Source organism: Pseudomonas sp. LB3P93 (assembly GCF_054898025.1).
This window is the reverse complement of sequence record NZ_CM142713.1, coordinates 4,497,499-4,511,346: the sequence shown is the minus strand read 5'-3', so window position 1 is coordinate 4,511,346 and position 13,848 is coordinate 4,497,499. Positions and strand designations below refer to the sequence as shown.

At 57.6% G+C, this 13,848-nt stretch carries 17 protein-coding genes; 8 read left to right on the top strand and 9 right to left on the bottom strand.

Features of this window, described 5'->3' with window-relative positions; translation table 11 throughout:
- Position 1: 1 nt before the first annotated feature.
- Positions 2–1,714, bottom strand: coding sequence for a cation:proton antiporter (locus ACYZT8_RS20290; RefSeq protein WP_461975383.1), 1,713 nt, complete (start codon positions 1,712–1,714; stop codon positions 2–4).
- Positions 1,715–1,924: 210 nt separating this feature from the next.
- On the opposite strand from ACYZT8_RS20290, the gene ACYZT8_RS20285 reads away from it, so the two are divergent.
- The 3 genes from ACYZT8_RS20285 to ACYZT8_RS20275 all read left to right on the top strand — a co-directional run bounded on the left by ACYZT8_RS20285 (position 1,925) and on the right by ACYZT8_RS20275 (position 3,613).
- Positions 1,925–2,161, top strand: coding sequence for a glutaredoxin family protein (locus tag ACYZT8_RS20285; protein ID WP_461982559.1), 237 nt, complete (start codon positions 1,925–1,927; stop codon positions 2,159–2,161).
- Between the two features lie 169 nt (positions 2,162–2,330).
- Positions 2,331–2,651, top strand: coding sequence for a transcriptional regulator (locus ACYZT8_RS20280; protein WP_461975381.1), 321 nt, complete (start codon positions 2,331–2,333; stop codon positions 2,649–2,651).
- 71 nt (positions 2,652–2,722) lie between these two features.
- Positions 2,723–3,613, top strand: a complete 891-nt coding sequence (locus ACYZT8_RS20275) for a pseudouridine synthase (protein ID WP_461975379.1) — start codon at positions 2,723–2,725, stop codon at positions 3,611–3,613.
- A gap of 69 nt (positions 3,614–3,682) precedes the next feature.
- Here the strand turns inward: ACYZT8_RS20275 and ACYZT8_RS20270 are convergent, their stop codons facing one another.
- Together ACYZT8_RS20270 and mobA are read right to left on the bottom strand one after the other, a co-directional pair.
- On the bottom strand, positions 3,683–3,904 hold the full coding sequence (locus ACYZT8_RS20270) for a YgdI/YgdR family lipoprotein (RefSeq protein WP_109633577.1): 222 nt from the start codon (positions 3,902–3,904) through the stop codon (positions 3,683–3,685).
- A gap of 76 nt (positions 3,905–3,980) precedes the next feature.
- On the bottom strand, positions 3,981–4,583 hold the full coding sequence (gene mobA, locus ACYZT8_RS20265; protein WP_461975377.1) for a molybdenum cofactor guanylyltransferase MobA: 603 nt from the start codon (positions 4,581–4,583) through the stop codon (positions 3,981–3,983).
- An 81-nt stretch (positions 4,584–4,664) separates the two neighbouring features.
- On the opposite strand from mobA, the gene moaB reads away from it, so the two are divergent.
- Both moaB and ACYZT8_RS20255 read left to right on the top strand, forming a co-directional pair.
- Entirely contained in the window at positions 4,665–5,204 is a 540-nt protein-coding gene (moaB, locus tag ACYZT8_RS20260; protein WP_461975376.1) for a molybdenum cofactor biosynthesis protein B, read from the top strand.
- On the top strand, positions 5,188–6,414 hold the full coding sequence (locus ACYZT8_RS20255) for a molybdopterin molybdotransferase MoeA (RefSeq protein ID WP_461975374.1): 1,227 nt from the start codon (positions 5,188–5,190) through the stop codon (positions 6,412–6,414). The genes moaB and ACYZT8_RS20255 overlap by 17 nt, the downstream gene beginning before the upstream one ends.
- Positions 6,415–6,480: 66 nt before the next feature.
- On the opposite strand, the gene ACYZT8_RS20250 is transcribed toward ACYZT8_RS20255, so the two are convergent.
- Positions 6,481–6,789 (bottom strand): hypothetical protein, encoded by a 309-nt coding sequence (locus ACYZT8_RS20250; RefSeq protein WP_461975372.1) that lies wholly within the window; start codon positions 6,787–6,789, stop codon positions 6,481–6,483.
- Between the two features lie 323 nt (positions 6,790–7,112).
- Here ACYZT8_RS20250 and yegS point away from each other — a divergent pair, with 323 nt between their 5' ends.
- On the top strand, positions 7,113–8,030 hold the full coding sequence (gene yegS / locus ACYZT8_RS20245; RefSeq protein WP_461975370.1) for a lipid kinase YegS: 918 nt from the start codon (positions 7,113–7,115) through the stop codon (positions 8,028–8,030).
- On the opposite strand, the gene ACYZT8_RS20240 is transcribed toward yegS, so the two are convergent.
- The 3 genes from ACYZT8_RS20240 to ACYZT8_RS20230 form a co-directional block, all read right to left on the bottom strand.
- Positions 8,014–8,673, bottom strand: a complete 660-nt coding sequence (locus tag ACYZT8_RS20240; protein WP_461975368.1) for a response regulator — start codon at positions 8,671–8,673, stop codon at positions 8,014–8,016. The genes yegS and ACYZT8_RS20240 overlap by 17 nt on opposite strands.
- Positions 8,670–9,563, bottom strand: coding sequence for a sensor histidine kinase (locus ACYZT8_RS20235; RefSeq protein ID WP_461982557.1), 894 nt, complete (start codon positions 9,561–9,563; stop codon positions 8,670–8,672). The genes ACYZT8_RS20240 and ACYZT8_RS20235 overlap by 4 nt, the downstream gene beginning before the upstream one ends.
- Positions 9,564–9,987: 424 nt before the next feature.
- Entirely contained in the window at positions 9,988–10,458 is a 471-nt protein-coding gene (locus tag ACYZT8_RS20230; RefSeq protein ID WP_131060073.1) for a hypothetical protein, read from the bottom strand.
- A 462-nt stretch (positions 10,459–10,920) separates the two neighbouring features.
- On the opposite strand from ACYZT8_RS20230, the gene ACYZT8_RS20225 reads away from it, so the two are divergent.
- Together ACYZT8_RS20225 and ACYZT8_RS20220 are read left to right on the top strand one after the other, a co-directional pair.
- Complete coding sequence (locus ACYZT8_RS20225; protein ID WP_027925758.1) at positions 10,921–11,856, top strand: chemotaxis protein CheV; 936 nt, start codon at positions 10,921–10,923, stop codon at positions 11,854–11,856.
- Positions 11,857–12,039: 183 nt separating this feature from the next.
- Positions 12,040–12,846 carry an MOSC domain-containing protein gene (locus ACYZT8_RS20220; RefSeq protein ID WP_461975366.1) on the top strand — a complete coding sequence of 269 codons (807 nt, stop codon included), beginning with the start codon at positions 12,040–12,042 and terminating at the stop codon, positions 12,844–12,846.
- 71 nt (positions 12,847–12,917) lie between these two features.
- Here the strand turns inward: ACYZT8_RS20220 and ppnP are convergent, their stop codons facing one another.
- Positions 12,918–13,202, bottom strand: coding sequence for a pyrimidine/purine nucleoside phosphorylase (gene ppnP / locus ACYZT8_RS20215; protein ID WP_054614024.1), 285 nt, complete (start codon positions 13,200–13,202; stop codon positions 12,918–12,920).
- A gap of 61 nt (positions 13,203–13,263) precedes the next feature.
- Positions 13,264–13,812: a 3'-5' exonuclease gene (locus ACYZT8_RS20210; RefSeq protein ID WP_461975364.1), complete on the bottom strand. Its 549-nt coding sequence runs from the start codon at positions 13,810–13,812 to the stop codon at positions 13,264–13,266.
- Positions 13,813–13,848: the final 36 nt, after the last annotated feature.

Sequence of the window (13,848 nt, the reverse complement as noted above, 5' to 3'; positions counted from 1 at the left end):
CTCACTTTTCTTCATCGTCGCTCCCGGGATAAAAACCGTGCAGCAGACGATAGCGGTCATGCCGTATCTGGTCGGCCCGCTCCTGTACCTGATGCGCGGGTAAACCCAGCATGATCAGTGCGTGGGAGGCAAGCATCAGGCTCGACTCCAGCAGTTCCGGAACGACTTCGCTGGCGCCGGCCGCTTTCAACTCGGCCAGTTGGCTGTCGTCCCGGGTGCGTACCAGAATCGGAACGGTTGAGTTCAATCGGCGCGCCTCCTGGAGAATCAGTAGCGCGATGTCGGTCTGGTCGACCGCAATCACCAGCAGCCTGGCGCGCGCCAGGCCTACCGCCAGCAGCAGTTCACCGCGCTGCGAGTCACCGTAATGCACACAGTTTTCACCGACGGCGGCTTCCTGGACACGCACCGGGTCGGTGTCCAGGGCAAGGTAAGGTTGCAGCGCATTGCGCAACGCGCGGCCGATCGACTGCCCCACGCGACCATAGCCACAGATCACGACGTGGTTGTGCAAATCGGCGTTGAGCGCGCTGATTTCTGCCAGTTTGACTTCTTCGTTGGGGTTGCGATGCAGGCGTGTCGCAAGGTAAGGCGCCGCGCGCAGCAGCAAAGGGGTGACCAGCATCGAGCAGAATGTCGCGGCAAGTAGAAGGCCTCCGAAGTCGGCTGGCATCATTTTGTTTTGCTGCATCAGTGCCATCAGCGCAAAGCAGAACTCGCCACCCTGAGCCAATGCCAGGCCGCTGCGCCAGGCGGTTTCGCCGTCGCTGCCGCGCCATTTGACCAACAACGCGACCACTGCGCCCTTGATCAGCAGTAACCCAAGCGTCAGGCCGAGGATCAGCAGGCCGTGGCTGGCAAACAGCTGCAAGTCGATCAGCATGCCGATGCTGACGAAAAACAACCCGAGCAGGATGTCGCGGAACGGGCGGATGTCAGCCTCGATCTGATGCCGATAGTGGCTTTCCCCCAGCAGCATGCCAGCGAGAAATGCACCCAGGGCAGGGGAGAGGCCGAGCAGGTGAGTCAGCCACGCTGTCAGCAAGACAATGACCAGCGCCAGCAGCACGAACAGCTCCGGGGAGCGGGCGGCGGCGACTTCATGGAACAGGCGGGGCAGCAACCAGCGACTGGCCAGCAGCAGACCGCCGAACAGCACCAGGGTCTTGCCCAGCGTTATCGGCAATGCCCAATACCAGACCTGATCGCTGTTGCCGGCGAACACCGGCACCAGGGTCAACAGCAGCACCGCCACCACATCCTGAAACAGCAGCACGGCGATGGCGTTCTGACCGTGGCTGCTGAAAATCTCACCGAGGCTGCCCAGCTCCTTGCTGACAATAGCGGTGGAAGACAGCGACAGGCCGGCTCCGAGTAACAGGGCAGGCGTCGTCGGCATGCCGAACAGGATCAGCAATGCCCCCATCAATAGCCCGGACACCAACACTTGCAGGCTGCCCAGGCCAAACACCACCCGACGCAGTGCGATCATTTTCGACAGGGAAAACTCCAGGCCAAGGGAGAACAGCAGGAACACCACCCCCAGTTCGGCAAGGTCTGGCAACTCTTCGCTTTCATTCACCCAGTTGAACGCCGTCGGCCCGATCATCAGCCCTACGCACAGATAGCCCAGCACCGGAGGCAAACGCAGGCGCTGGAACAGTGCAATCACCACCAGGGAGGAGGCGAGGATGATCAAGAGGTTGGCGAACACTAAACACTCCGGTGATGGGGGGGACTACTCAAGCGTAGAGGCAAAATGGCTGTGAGCATCGCGTAAATGAGATTGGGCATGAATGATTTGAGTCAGGGATTTACCGAAATCTTTTGAAATTGGCCGCTGTCCAGACGTCTGGGGGTGTTGGCTCGACTGCGGTTGCTGACGGGCCTAGAATGAGCGCCTAACTTGTCTGGTCTTGTTGTCATGCCTCCTGAATGTCAGCTTTTCGGCACCCTTGGTTGCCATCTCTGTGAAATCGCTGAAGCCATGCTGATCGATTTTGTCGAGTACGGTTTGTTGGTTGAACTGGTCGATATTGCAGAAAACGAAGACTGGGTCGAGAAATACGGTTTACGTATTCCGGTACTGAAGCGTTTTGATAACGGCGCAGAGCTTGATTGGCCATTCGATGCCGATCAGGTTGCAGCGTTCTTGCGCTAATCCCCGGCGCTGTCGGCATCGCCCCCGCCCGTCGCGCTCCACGTTTCATGCATTGGCGAAAGGCTGATTATTGAGTTACTGTATGTCTGTACAGTTATTCTGATCGCCTGCCGTGCTTTTCCCTGTTTCGGGTTTGGGCAAGCGATCCCGGAAGTCAGAGGGATGAGCCTTGGTCAATGTCGAACAATTGAAAAACAGCGTGAACCGGATGTCGGCCGATGTTGTGCGTGAGGCGGTCCTCGAATTGCGCCTGGATGGTTTGGTCCTGGAAGGAAAAACACCCTTCAACAAACTGCACTTCAATACCTGTTTTGCCGAAATCGAAGCGTTGTTCCAACGCGGGGGTTATCACCGGCAGCTGGATGTCGTGGGTTATCAGGGGTTGTTGTATGCGCTTTATGATCCAGGTCGCTGGGAAGCGGTCGATGTGTTGCGCTGGCTGAAAGAGTTCACCGAGGCGGCGGCGCGCACGCAGATACCGGCGGCTTGAGGATTCTTTTCTAGGTCCGCTCCGGCCACTGTTGGATAATGCCTCCCTGTATTGAGGGTCTGAGCGTTCGAATGTCCACTTCATCTTTTTCTGCTGCACACAACCAGGCCAGCACGCTCTACTTGCCGCCGGGTCCGTGGCAGACCGTGCTCGATTGCCTGTGCGAACACTTCAGTGCTATCGGTCGTGAACAATGGCTGGACAGAATTGCTCGCGGTCGCGTGCTTGACGGGCACGGTCATCCGATTGCTCTTGATTTGCGTTACAAGGAAGGCCTGCGAATTCATTACTTTCGTGAGGTGCCGGACGAAAAACCGATCCCGGTGGTCGAGTCGATCCTGTACGCCGACGAACACCTGGTGGTAGCGGACAAGCCGCATTTTCTGCCAGTGACGCCTGCTGGCGAATACGTGGAGCAGACATTGTTGCGACGGTTGATCCGTCGACTGGATAACCCGCATCTGGTGCCTTTGCATCGCATCGACCGGCATACGGCGGGACTGGTGTTGTTTTCAGCAAACCCGGAGAGTCGCTCGGCTTACCAGTCATTGTTTCCTACACGGAATATCGAAAAACGCTACGAAGCAATCGCCCAAGCATTGCCTGAGCTGACTTTTCCATTGGTTCATAAGAGTCGGCTGGTCGATGGCGAACCGTTCTTTCGCATGCAGGAAGGTCCGGGCGTCAGCAACACCGAGACTGCAGTCGAGGTCCGTGAGAAGAACGGCGATCTCTGGCGGTATGGACTTTACCCGGTGACCGGTAAAAAACATCAGTTGCGGGTGCATATGACCGCGTTGGGCGCCAGTATCTGCAACGACCCGTTCTACCCGCAGGTGCTCAAGGATGTTGAGGATGACTATGCCAATCCCTTGAAACTCCTGGCTCAGGGGCTGCGGTTTGTCGACCCGGTTACTGGCCAGCATCGTGAATTCGAGAGCACCATCACCCTGCAATGGTGATCACAATGCTTCAGGCACGAAAAAGCCCGCGATAAGCGGGCTTTTCTGTATCCGGTGGTGCCGTAAAGATTACAACTCTTTAACGGTACGAACCTGATCCTTGTTGATGCGGGTTTGCTTGCCGTCCAGCTGTTCGAACTCGTAGAAACCCGATTCGTCGTCGTATTTTGGTGCGTCGACGGCCTGGATTTCGCGACCGTCATTCAAGGTGATCACTGTAGGCGAGGCGCAACCGGCGAGGGTCGCGAGGCCCAGTGCGAGCATGAAAGTGGCGAGGGTCCGTTGAGTCATGAGTGTGTCTCCGAAAATGAATTCTTTTGGTAACTGAGCTTGAGACGTATACAACGCGCGCAAGTTCCTTCTCGTGTCAGTCTGCCACAGTGTTGTGTGCACTTAATAGCTCTGGCGTGTTGAGGTTGGCCAGGCGAGGGTCGTTGTCGGGGCATTGCAGGGCGGTAGCGCCAATTTTGCGCATGAGGCGACCCGGGCTGCGTTCGCCGTCGTTCCAGGCACTTTCGAACGCTGCCGAGAGTGCCGTGGGGATAATGCACAGCAGCGGTTCCCAGTGTTCGTTGTGGCGCAGCATCAGCGGTTTGTCCGGATGTTGGCGGGCGGTGTCGCGCATGCTGTAGAGCAGGGCCGCGTCAATGCGCGGCACATCGCACGGCAACACCATCAGATAGGGATGGCGTGCGGCCTTGAGGCCAGCGCGAATGCCGGCCATGGGTCCCGGGAAGTCGCCTTCGTCGTCATGGACCAGTTGATCAGCGTAAGGTGCGTATTTTTCCAGGTTCCTGTTGCAGGAGATGATCAGGTCGTCGCTCATCGCGCGGGTCTTGCGATGCAGGTGCGCAATCAGCGGCTCGCCATGCCATTCCAGCAAACCCTTGTCCTGACCGCCCATGCGTTGGCCTCGGCCACCTGCCAGGAGCAGAACGGAGCAGGGCGGCAAATGTGTATTCGAGGTCATGGCAAGTCTCCATGGGGGCGGCGAAAAAACGGGGCGCTGTGATATAACACCGGGCTGTTTATCCTACAACTGGACGAGCCTATGAAAGCCAAGGCTGATGTACCTTTCGCGCCGCTCAACATCGCGGTGTTGACTGTCAGCGATACCCGCACCCTGGAAACCGATACGTCAGGACAGGTCTTCGTCGACCGCTTGAGCGATGCCGGCCATTACTTGGCCGCTCGGGTTTTGCTTAAAGATGACCTCTACAAAATTCGCGCGCAAGTCGCCACCTGGATTGCCGATGATGTCGTGCAGGTGGTCTTGATTACCGGCGGTACCGGGTTCACGGGGCGCGACAGCACGCCGGAAGCGGTGAGTTGCCTGCTGGACAAGCAGGTCGATGGTTTTGGAGAGCTGTTCCGGCAGATTTCGGTCGCGGACATCGGCACTTCGACTGTCCAGTCCCGAGCCTTGGCGGGTTTGGCCAATGGCACGCTGGTCTGCTGTTTGCCGGGATCGACCAACGCTGTGCGCACTGGCTGGGATGGCATCCTCGCCGAACAGCTGGATTCGCGGCACCGTCCCTGCAATTTTGTCGCTCATCTGAAACAGGCCGATCCTTGTGAATCCCGTGGGTAAGCCCGGCAAAACCGGCAGCCTGATGGCTGTCGAGGTGGCATTGGCGCGTTTGCTGGAAATGGCTGAGTCATCAAGGATACGTGAGCGTGAGCGCTTGCCGTTGGCGCAGGTTCAAGGTCGCATACTGGCCGACGACCTGGTCTCGACACTTGATCTGCCGCCCTGGCCGAACAGTGCGATGGATGGCTATGCCTTGCGCATCGCTGACTGGGCGGGAGAACCGTTGGTGGTCAGTCAGAAGATTTTTGCTGGCCAGGCCCCTGAAACGTTGAGGCCAGGTACGTGCGCCCGGATCTTTACCGGCGCGCCTGTGCCGGCAGGGGCCGATTGCGTCGAGATGCAGGAGAACGCCGAGGTCCAGGCGGATGAGCGTGTCCGTTTTATCGAGACAATGACCCCGGGTCAGAATATCCGGCCACAAGGCCAGGAAACCACCGTTGGTGAGCTTGTTTTGCCGGCGGGCACGCGCCTCGGGCCTATCGAGCAAGGCCTGTCCGCGTCGCTGGGATGTGCTGAGCTGGACGTGGTGCGCAAGGTTCGTGTTGCCGTCCTGTCCACAGGGGATGAATTGATAGAGCCGGGCCAGCCCCTCGGGCCGGGACAGATTTACAACAGTAATCGCGTGCTGCTGTGCAGTTGGTTGCAGCGCTTGGGCTGTGAGGTGATCGATGCCGGTATTCTTCCTGATGATTTAGCGACCACGCGTGCCCGCCTTGGCGAGTTGAAGGATGTCGACCTGATCCTTTCTACCGGCGGTGTTTCTGTAGGGGAGGCCGATTTTCTGGGCATCGCCTTGCGCGAAGAGGGTGAGTTGACCCTGTGGAAACTTGCCATCAAACCAGGCAAACCGCTGACGTTCGGTCATTTTCGCGGCGTGCCTGTGATTGGTTTACCCGGCAACCCTGCGTCGACACTGGTTACGTTTGCCTTGTTGGCCAGGCCCTATCTCTTGCGCCGCCAAGGTGTAAAAGAGGTTGAACCGTTGAAGTTTCAGGTGCCGGCAGGGTTCGACTGGCCCAAGGCTGGCAATCGCCGAGAGTATTTGCGTGGGCGCCTGGAGAATGGTCGGGCAATCATCTACAAAAACCAGAGCTCTGGGGTGCTTCGCAGTGCCGCCTGGGCTGATGGCCTGGTTGAAGTGCTGGAAGACCGTACGTTGATCGAAGGCGATTACGTGAACTTCATTCCGCTGAGCGAAGTCCTGGGCTGATCCTGGCCAAAGTCTTGCCACACAAGCCCGGTTGATCGCGCCGGGACTTGCGAGCAGGGCTAGCGTTTAACGTGCCAGAAGTGACACGACCTGATCGAAGCGGCTGTTGGCGACCCAGCCCAGCAGCCCCAGGACAACGGCTGTTCCCCCCGCAGAATAGGCCAGCCTGTGTTTGATGGCTTTAACATCACCACGGACCTCTTCCATGTCTCTTCGGATGTATTTGAGGTGTGTCTCGAGTTCAATGACGCGAGGTTCCATATCAACTCCTCCGGCGGGCTTTGCGCTGTTATTGATTTCAGCCTGATGATTGGCGCGACTTTCTGGCAATGGTGCGACCTGACTGATGGGTAACCTGATGTCATGACTTTGCATGGACTAAAACGCTCCTTGCTTTAAAGCCCTTTGGTTGGCCGCCAATAATGTTGCTTGCGCTTTGTGCGGCCCTTGAAGAGGGTCTACTCATTGCTTGCACATCCCTGTGTATTTAATGTTGATGACTGATAACGCGGACACCAAGGTGTACCAATCGCCAAGGTTGGTCAATTGAGCCGATTCCTCACATCCTGTAAGAAAATATCCCCCCCTGTAGGACCGTAAGGCTGCGCGCGTCAAAAAAATTCAATTCCTTGCAACTTTTGTAGGGGGTGGCAAGGTCAACATCTCTCATATGGATTCCAATCATGGGAGCGACAACAATGAGTGAGCGCAAGGCGCTGTTGATTCTGCACGGCAAGCAGGCACTCAACGAGGAGGTCCGTGCGGCCGTCGACGTTAAGCGCCAGCAGGGCTGGGAGTTGGCTGTCCGGCTAACCTGGGAGGCGGGTGATGCGCAGCGGTTGGTAGAAGAAGCGCTGAGCGCGGGCTATACGCAACTGATCGCCGGCGGCGGTGATGGCACCTTGCGTGATATCGCCGAGGCCATGGCAGCGCATTCAACGCAGGCCAGTCTGGTGCTGATGCCGCTGGGCACCGCGAACGATTTTGCTCGCGCCGCCGGTGTGCCCCTGGAACCCGATCTGGCGCTGGACCTTCTGGACGCTGCCCCGCAAGCGATCGATCTGGGGGAGGTTGGCGGTCAGGTCTTCCTGAATATGGCCACCGGCGGTTTTGGTAGCCAGGTCACGGCGAATACGTCGGAGGACTTGAAAAAAGTCCTTGGGGGCGCCGCCTATCTGTTCACCGGGTTATCGCGCTTCAGCGAGTTGCATGCCGCCTACGGCGAGTTGCAGGGGCCGGACTTCCATTGGAGCGGTCAACTATTGGCATTGGGGATCGGTAATGGCCGACAGGCTGGCGGCGGTCATGTGCTGTGCCCGGAGGCGCTGGCTGACGATGGTCTGCTGGATATCAGCATTTTGCCTGCGCCGCAGGAACTGCTCGGTACGTTGAAAACGTTGCTGGCCGATGGCTTTGGCATCGACAACATGTTTGTGCGAGCTCGTCTGCCATGGGTCGAAATCAAGGTCTCGGAAGGCCTCTACATCAATCTGGATGGCGAACCCATCGAGGGCGAGAGCCTGCGATTCTCGGCACGTCCAGCGGCATTGCGCGTGCATCTGCCGCAGAACTCGCCGCTGCTGAGTGCTTCGAGTACGACTAGTCGTCCAGGCTGATGATTTGCTCGCGCACGGCAAACAGTACCAGGCCGGCCACGTCATAGATCTGCAGGCGCTTCATGATCTGCGAGCGGTGGGTCTCGACGGTTTTGATACTGAGGCCCAGGCCATTGGCGATTTCCCGGGTGGATTTGCCACGAACAATCAGTCGCAGGATTTCCAGCTGACGGGCCGTCAGATTGTGCGAATCCGCAGGCTGGGGCTGATGTTTCTGGTTGCGGATCAGCGCCTGGTTGATGACGGTGTGGGCAATGGCCGGGCTCAGGTAGCGTTCGTTATTGCGCAAGGCATCCAGGGCATGTTCCAGCTCGGTGGCCGTGGTGTCTTTGAGCAAATAGCCATGAGCACCGGACTCAAGCGCCTGCATGATGAGGGCGGGGTCGGTGTGCATCGACAGGATCAGCACCTTGCTGTGCGGGCGTACCCGCTTGAGTCGTTGCAAGGCTTCGAGGCCGCCGGTCTCTTTCATGGAGATATCCAGAAGAACGATGTCAGGCGACAGCTTCTCGACCATCTCGAGTAACTGCGAGCCGTCATTGGCCTCACCAATAACCGCGTAGCCGGGAATATCCAGCACCAGAGCGCGCACGCCTGCCCTGATAAGCGAGTGGTCATCCACCAGAAGTAAGTTACAAGTCAATGCATAACCTTATTCGTACTGGCCCGTTCGAGCGCACGGGGCGCCCAGGGAAAGAGTGCTTCGATTTGAGTGCCTTTGCCCGGCTCGCTGGTCACCGCCAAAGTACCGCCCAATTGATCGATCCGTTCCACCATTCCGGCCATCCCGCGCTGTCCCTCTCGACCGGGATCTGCTGCTGGCGCGAACCCCAGCCCATCATCACTGATCAACAGCGCCAGGCCCTGGGGCATGCGTTGCAGGCGGATCAACAGGTTTTTCGCTTCGGCGTGACGCAGAATATTGGTCACCGCTTCCTGGGTTATCCGAAAAGCGGCCACCGCCATTTCCTCGGGTATGCCAGTCAAGCGTTGATGGCATTCCAGGCTCCAGTGCATCGATGTATTGGCCAGGGTCTTGAGCAGATGCGCACGCAAACTGGCTTCCAGCCCGAGGCTGGCCAACTGCCTGGGATTGAGAATGGCCGAGACATCACGAACCTTTGCCAGGGTTTCGTCCAGTGTGTCGCAGAGCACCGAGTACTGGCCCTGCATGTCTTCAGGCATCCGGCGTTTGAGCCATTCACTTTGAAGTTTTGCAGCTGTCAGCAACTGGCCGATGTCGTCGTGCAGTTCACGGCTTAGCCGATGACGTTCGTTTTCCTGTACTTCCAGCAGACGGTCGGCCAGCTCTTGCGGCTGAAATTTTATCGACTTGCGCGACAGGAAATGTTGCGCCCAGACACAGGCAAGCGCCGCAATATTGAGTATCAGCAGGCCCAACGGCAGTGGAACAGACAGGCTGAAGACCAGCAGGCTGCCAAGTGCCGAGCCGGTGCACAGCAAAAGCGTGAACCGCCGCGCGTTTTTTTGGGAGGGTGGCCATAGGGTGATTGACTTGAGACTGGCGTACATAGCGGATGGAGCCAATGGATGTTCGCTGCGGGCAGACCGGCCATCGTGGTTGACGGGTCTCTGTCTGAAAATCTGTAGTGACTCGTCGCAAGCAGTGCAGTCCAGGGTTGAAACTACAGCCTTTAACTTATCGGGCTACTCTCATCTGGAATCACTTTGCCATTAATTGGCGTCAACTAATGGTCGGCATAATACCACTTAAGATACCGTCGGTCGCGCCTGCTATATATGTCTATTCGGTCAGGAATTAAAAGTTCTGGACGATAGTTCCACAATGGAAAAAGTTTTACGAAGGAGGGGTGGTTATTTGTATCGAACTGTCGTTGACAGATATGAAATATTCAATTGCGACATGAGCGCACTCAAGTTAATGAGCGGCATCATGGCAATAAGAATACGCAGCACCGCATTGTTATTTGGCTAATTAAGCCTGCCGCTCCGAATAGGTAACGAGCGTGAACGGTTTGGAATTAACCGGTAATTGAAAATGGCTTTGCCCTACCTGAAAAGCAAAAGCTTCGATCAGGGAAGTCTGTTCACTGTCATCCAGACTGAGTTGGCCGGTGGTTTGATCGATGAGTTCGAGTTGCCAGGCCATCAGCGTGAAGCAGTCCTTCAGCGCACCCAGGGCCTGGTCGTGCAGTTCCATGTGGCTTTGGGCGTGGTTCAACAGGCCATGGATGTGCAGCGAAAATTCGGATACCGCTTCCAGTGCCAGAGCATCGGCCTTGCTGGCCAATTTGAGGAGGCTGCTGAGCATGCAATCGATTGCGTCCTTGTCATTGCTGATCAACTGCAGATGGCTAAGGCACTCCTCCGATTTGGCCAAGAGTGTTTCAGCCTCGACGAGAAACTCCGGAAAGCGCTGAGCCCACTGTTTAGGGTCGTTCGGCATGCTTATCTCCACAACGTCATGTCAAATGAGGGAATGTCGTGTGTGTCGACGAAGATGTCCTGCGACCCGATGCTGCCGTGCCGGCATGAGATCGCGCTCCGGCAGGCCTGGGTGCAGGCTGGGGAACTCGAGAGGGTGGATGGCCACTTACCTGCGATCGCACACAAAAGCCTGACTCCGTTCATGCAATGAGAATGGCGTCACATTAATGGCTATTGGATATTGCGAATATCAGGTTGGGCCTGATTGTTACTAGGGGAATCCCTTACACAGGGGAACCTAACGTGCAAACCGAGGTCGCGCCGCAGGGGATGAAGCAGATGAAATCACTGCGCCAGTAAAGCATGATGTTAATGTGACATCAATGCCCGATCGTGGCATTTTGTCTCAGGGTCAAGATCTGGCAAAAACAGCCGATAACCCTCTTTAGTGAATTCATCAGTACAAGCCCAGGAGTCATTAATGGCCGGCATTCTCGACACGGTAGACCAACGCACGCAACTGGTGGGTGAGAATCGCCTGGAAATTCTCATGTTCCGGCTGGCCGGTCGGCAATTGTTCGCGATCAACGTCTTTAAAGTGCAGGAAGTGTTGCAACTGCCGAAGCTGACCCTGATGCCCCAGCGCCATCCGTTTGTCTGCGGCGTGGTCAACCTGCGTGGGCAGACGTTGCCGGTGATTGACCTGTCCCAGGCCATCGGCATGCGTCCGCTGATACCGAGCCCTACCAGTACGATCATCGTTACCGAGTACAACCGTTCGGTGCAGGCATTCCTGGTGGGCGGCGTGGACCGCATCGTCAACATGAACTGGGAAGCCATTCTGCCGCCGCCCACCAGCGCCGGCCGCCAGCATTACCTGACGGCCATCAGCAAGGTCGACGATCAGTTGGTGGAAATCATCGACGTCGAAAAAGTCCTGGCCGAAATCGTGCCTTACAACGCCAAGGTCTCGCGCGAGAAACTCGACGACCCGGTGCTGGAACGCGCCCGTGGTCGTGAAGTGCTGCTGGTGGACGACTCCAACGTCGCCCTGTCGCAATTGCGCGACACCCTGGGCCAGTTGGGCGTGAAGATGCACATCGCCAGCGACGGTTTGAAAGCGCTGAACATGCTCAAGGCCTGGGCCGATACGGGCGTGTCGATGACCGACAAACTGCTGATGGTATTTACCGACGCGGAAATGCCGGAAATGGACGGCTATCGCCTGACCACCGAAATCCGTAACGACCCGCGTCTGCGTGGCCTGTACGTGGTGCTGCATACGTCGCTGTCGGGTAGCTTCAACGACTCGATGGTCAAGAAGGTCGGCTGCGACAACTTTCTCTCCAAGTTCCAGCCGGACAAACTCGTCGACGTGGTGCGTCAACGCCTGATGCTCGACGAAGTGCCAGCCTGATCTGGACCTGAGCAATCAACTTGTGGGAGCGAGCTTGCTCGCGATAGCGGTGTCGCATTCAGCACTAATGTTGACTGTTCCGTCGTTATCGCGAGCAAGCTCGCTCCCACAGGTTTTTTCAGCCTTTGATTCGGCGATCAAGCTCGTATAGGGTGACGTTTTTTGCCCACCAGGGAGCTGGCCATGTTGCGTCTGAGCGCGCTTTACCGTTATCCGTTGAAATCCGGCAAGGGCGAGACCCTGCAACAGGTCAGCCTCGACAAGCTGGGACTGGACGGTGATCGACGCTGGATGCTCGTGGACGAGGCCAGTGGGCGCTTCCTGACCCAGCGCGCGGTGGGGCAGATGAGTCAGCTGTCGGCGCTGTGGAATGCCGACGGTGGCCTGACCCTCAGTGCTCCAGGTCGCTCCGCGATCGACATTGCCTTGCCGGCCAGCGACGCTGAACTGCGCGGCGTGACGATCTTCAAAGACAGTCTGCGCGTGCCCGATGCCGGTGATGAGGCCGGTGCCTGGGTCAGTGAGTTCATCGGAAAGCCGACGCGACTGGTACAAATTCCTCTGAATCGCGCGCGCACCACTCAAGCGGGCTACGGCAAAGACGACGATCAGGTGGCCTTCGCCGATGGTTTCCCGCTGTTGCTGATAGGGCAGGCGTCCCTGGAAGACTTGTCACAAAAGGTCGGGCGCCCGCTGGAAATGCTGCGCTTTCGACCAAACCTGGTAATCGAGGGCAGCGAGGCGTATGCCGAAGACAGCTGGAAGCGCATTCGCATCGGCGATGTCGAGTTCCGCGTGGTCAAGTCCTGTTCGCGCTGCATCCTGACCACCATCGACCCGCAAACCGGTCAGCGCAGCGATGATCGCGAACCTCTGGCCACGTTGCAGAAGTACCGTTCCGAGGCCGACGGCGCGATGTTCGGGCAGAATTTGGTCAACGACAGCAACGGCCAACTTGAAGTCGGTATGCCGGTGACGATCCTGGAATAAACAGACTGAATGAAAATGCCCGCGTCCCAAAAGGACGCGGGCATTTTTTTTCGCTGTGAAAACCCGGGGTTTTAGCCGCGGTATTCGCACAGGTAAGCAGTGTCGACGGCCACTTTCAGCTGGAACTTGCTGTTGGCCGGTACGTTGAACTGGCTACCGGCGGCGAAGGTTTCCCAGTCGCTGCTGTCAGGCAGTTTGACGGTCAGAGCGCCGGTCACCACGTGCATGATTTCGCGCTGGCTGGTGCCGAATTCGTATTCGCCCGGAGCCATGACGCCAATGGTCGCAGGACCTTCAGCGGTGCCAAAGGCGATCGACTTGACGGTGCCGTCGAAGTACTCGTTGACTTTAAACATGGGCGATTCCTCGAAAAGGGCTAAAAAGGGCTGGCCAGTATGCACAAGGCCTCGAATGCCGTCACCTCTCCACGGGGAAAACCTGTGGCAACAAACGCGCCGTATTGCGCGCATCCTCCAGCGCTCGATGCTGTTGGCCATTGAACTGCATGCCCACCAGTTGCAGGGCCCCATTGAGTCCCAGCGGGCGCTCCAGGCGTAGGGCCTTGGCAAAGCGCTGTTTGAGATTCATGTGCGGGACGCGGCCAAGAACGCTGTCCAATTGCAGTCGCTGCCATTCCTGAAGCAGTTGCTTGCGATCGTAATCGCCCCAACTGGCCCAGCCCTCCAGAACTGATTGATGCTGACCAAGCCATTGCTCGAATGACGGCCAGACCTCGCTCAGCGTTTGTGCTGCATCGACGTTAGCCTGAGTGATGTGCGTGAGTTCCCGGCAAAACGGCGTCAGCAACGGCCGCCGCAATGGCCGCACGAAGCACTGGAAATAATCCACTTCGCGACCTTTTCGGTCCACCAGAGTGGCACCGATTTCGATGATTTCCATTTCCGTTACTGGCCAGCCACCGTCATCGGTGGTGGCTTCCAGATCGATCACCAGCCAGTGAGGCATCGCAGGGTTCCTGGTATCCGCGTCCTGATAGGGCTT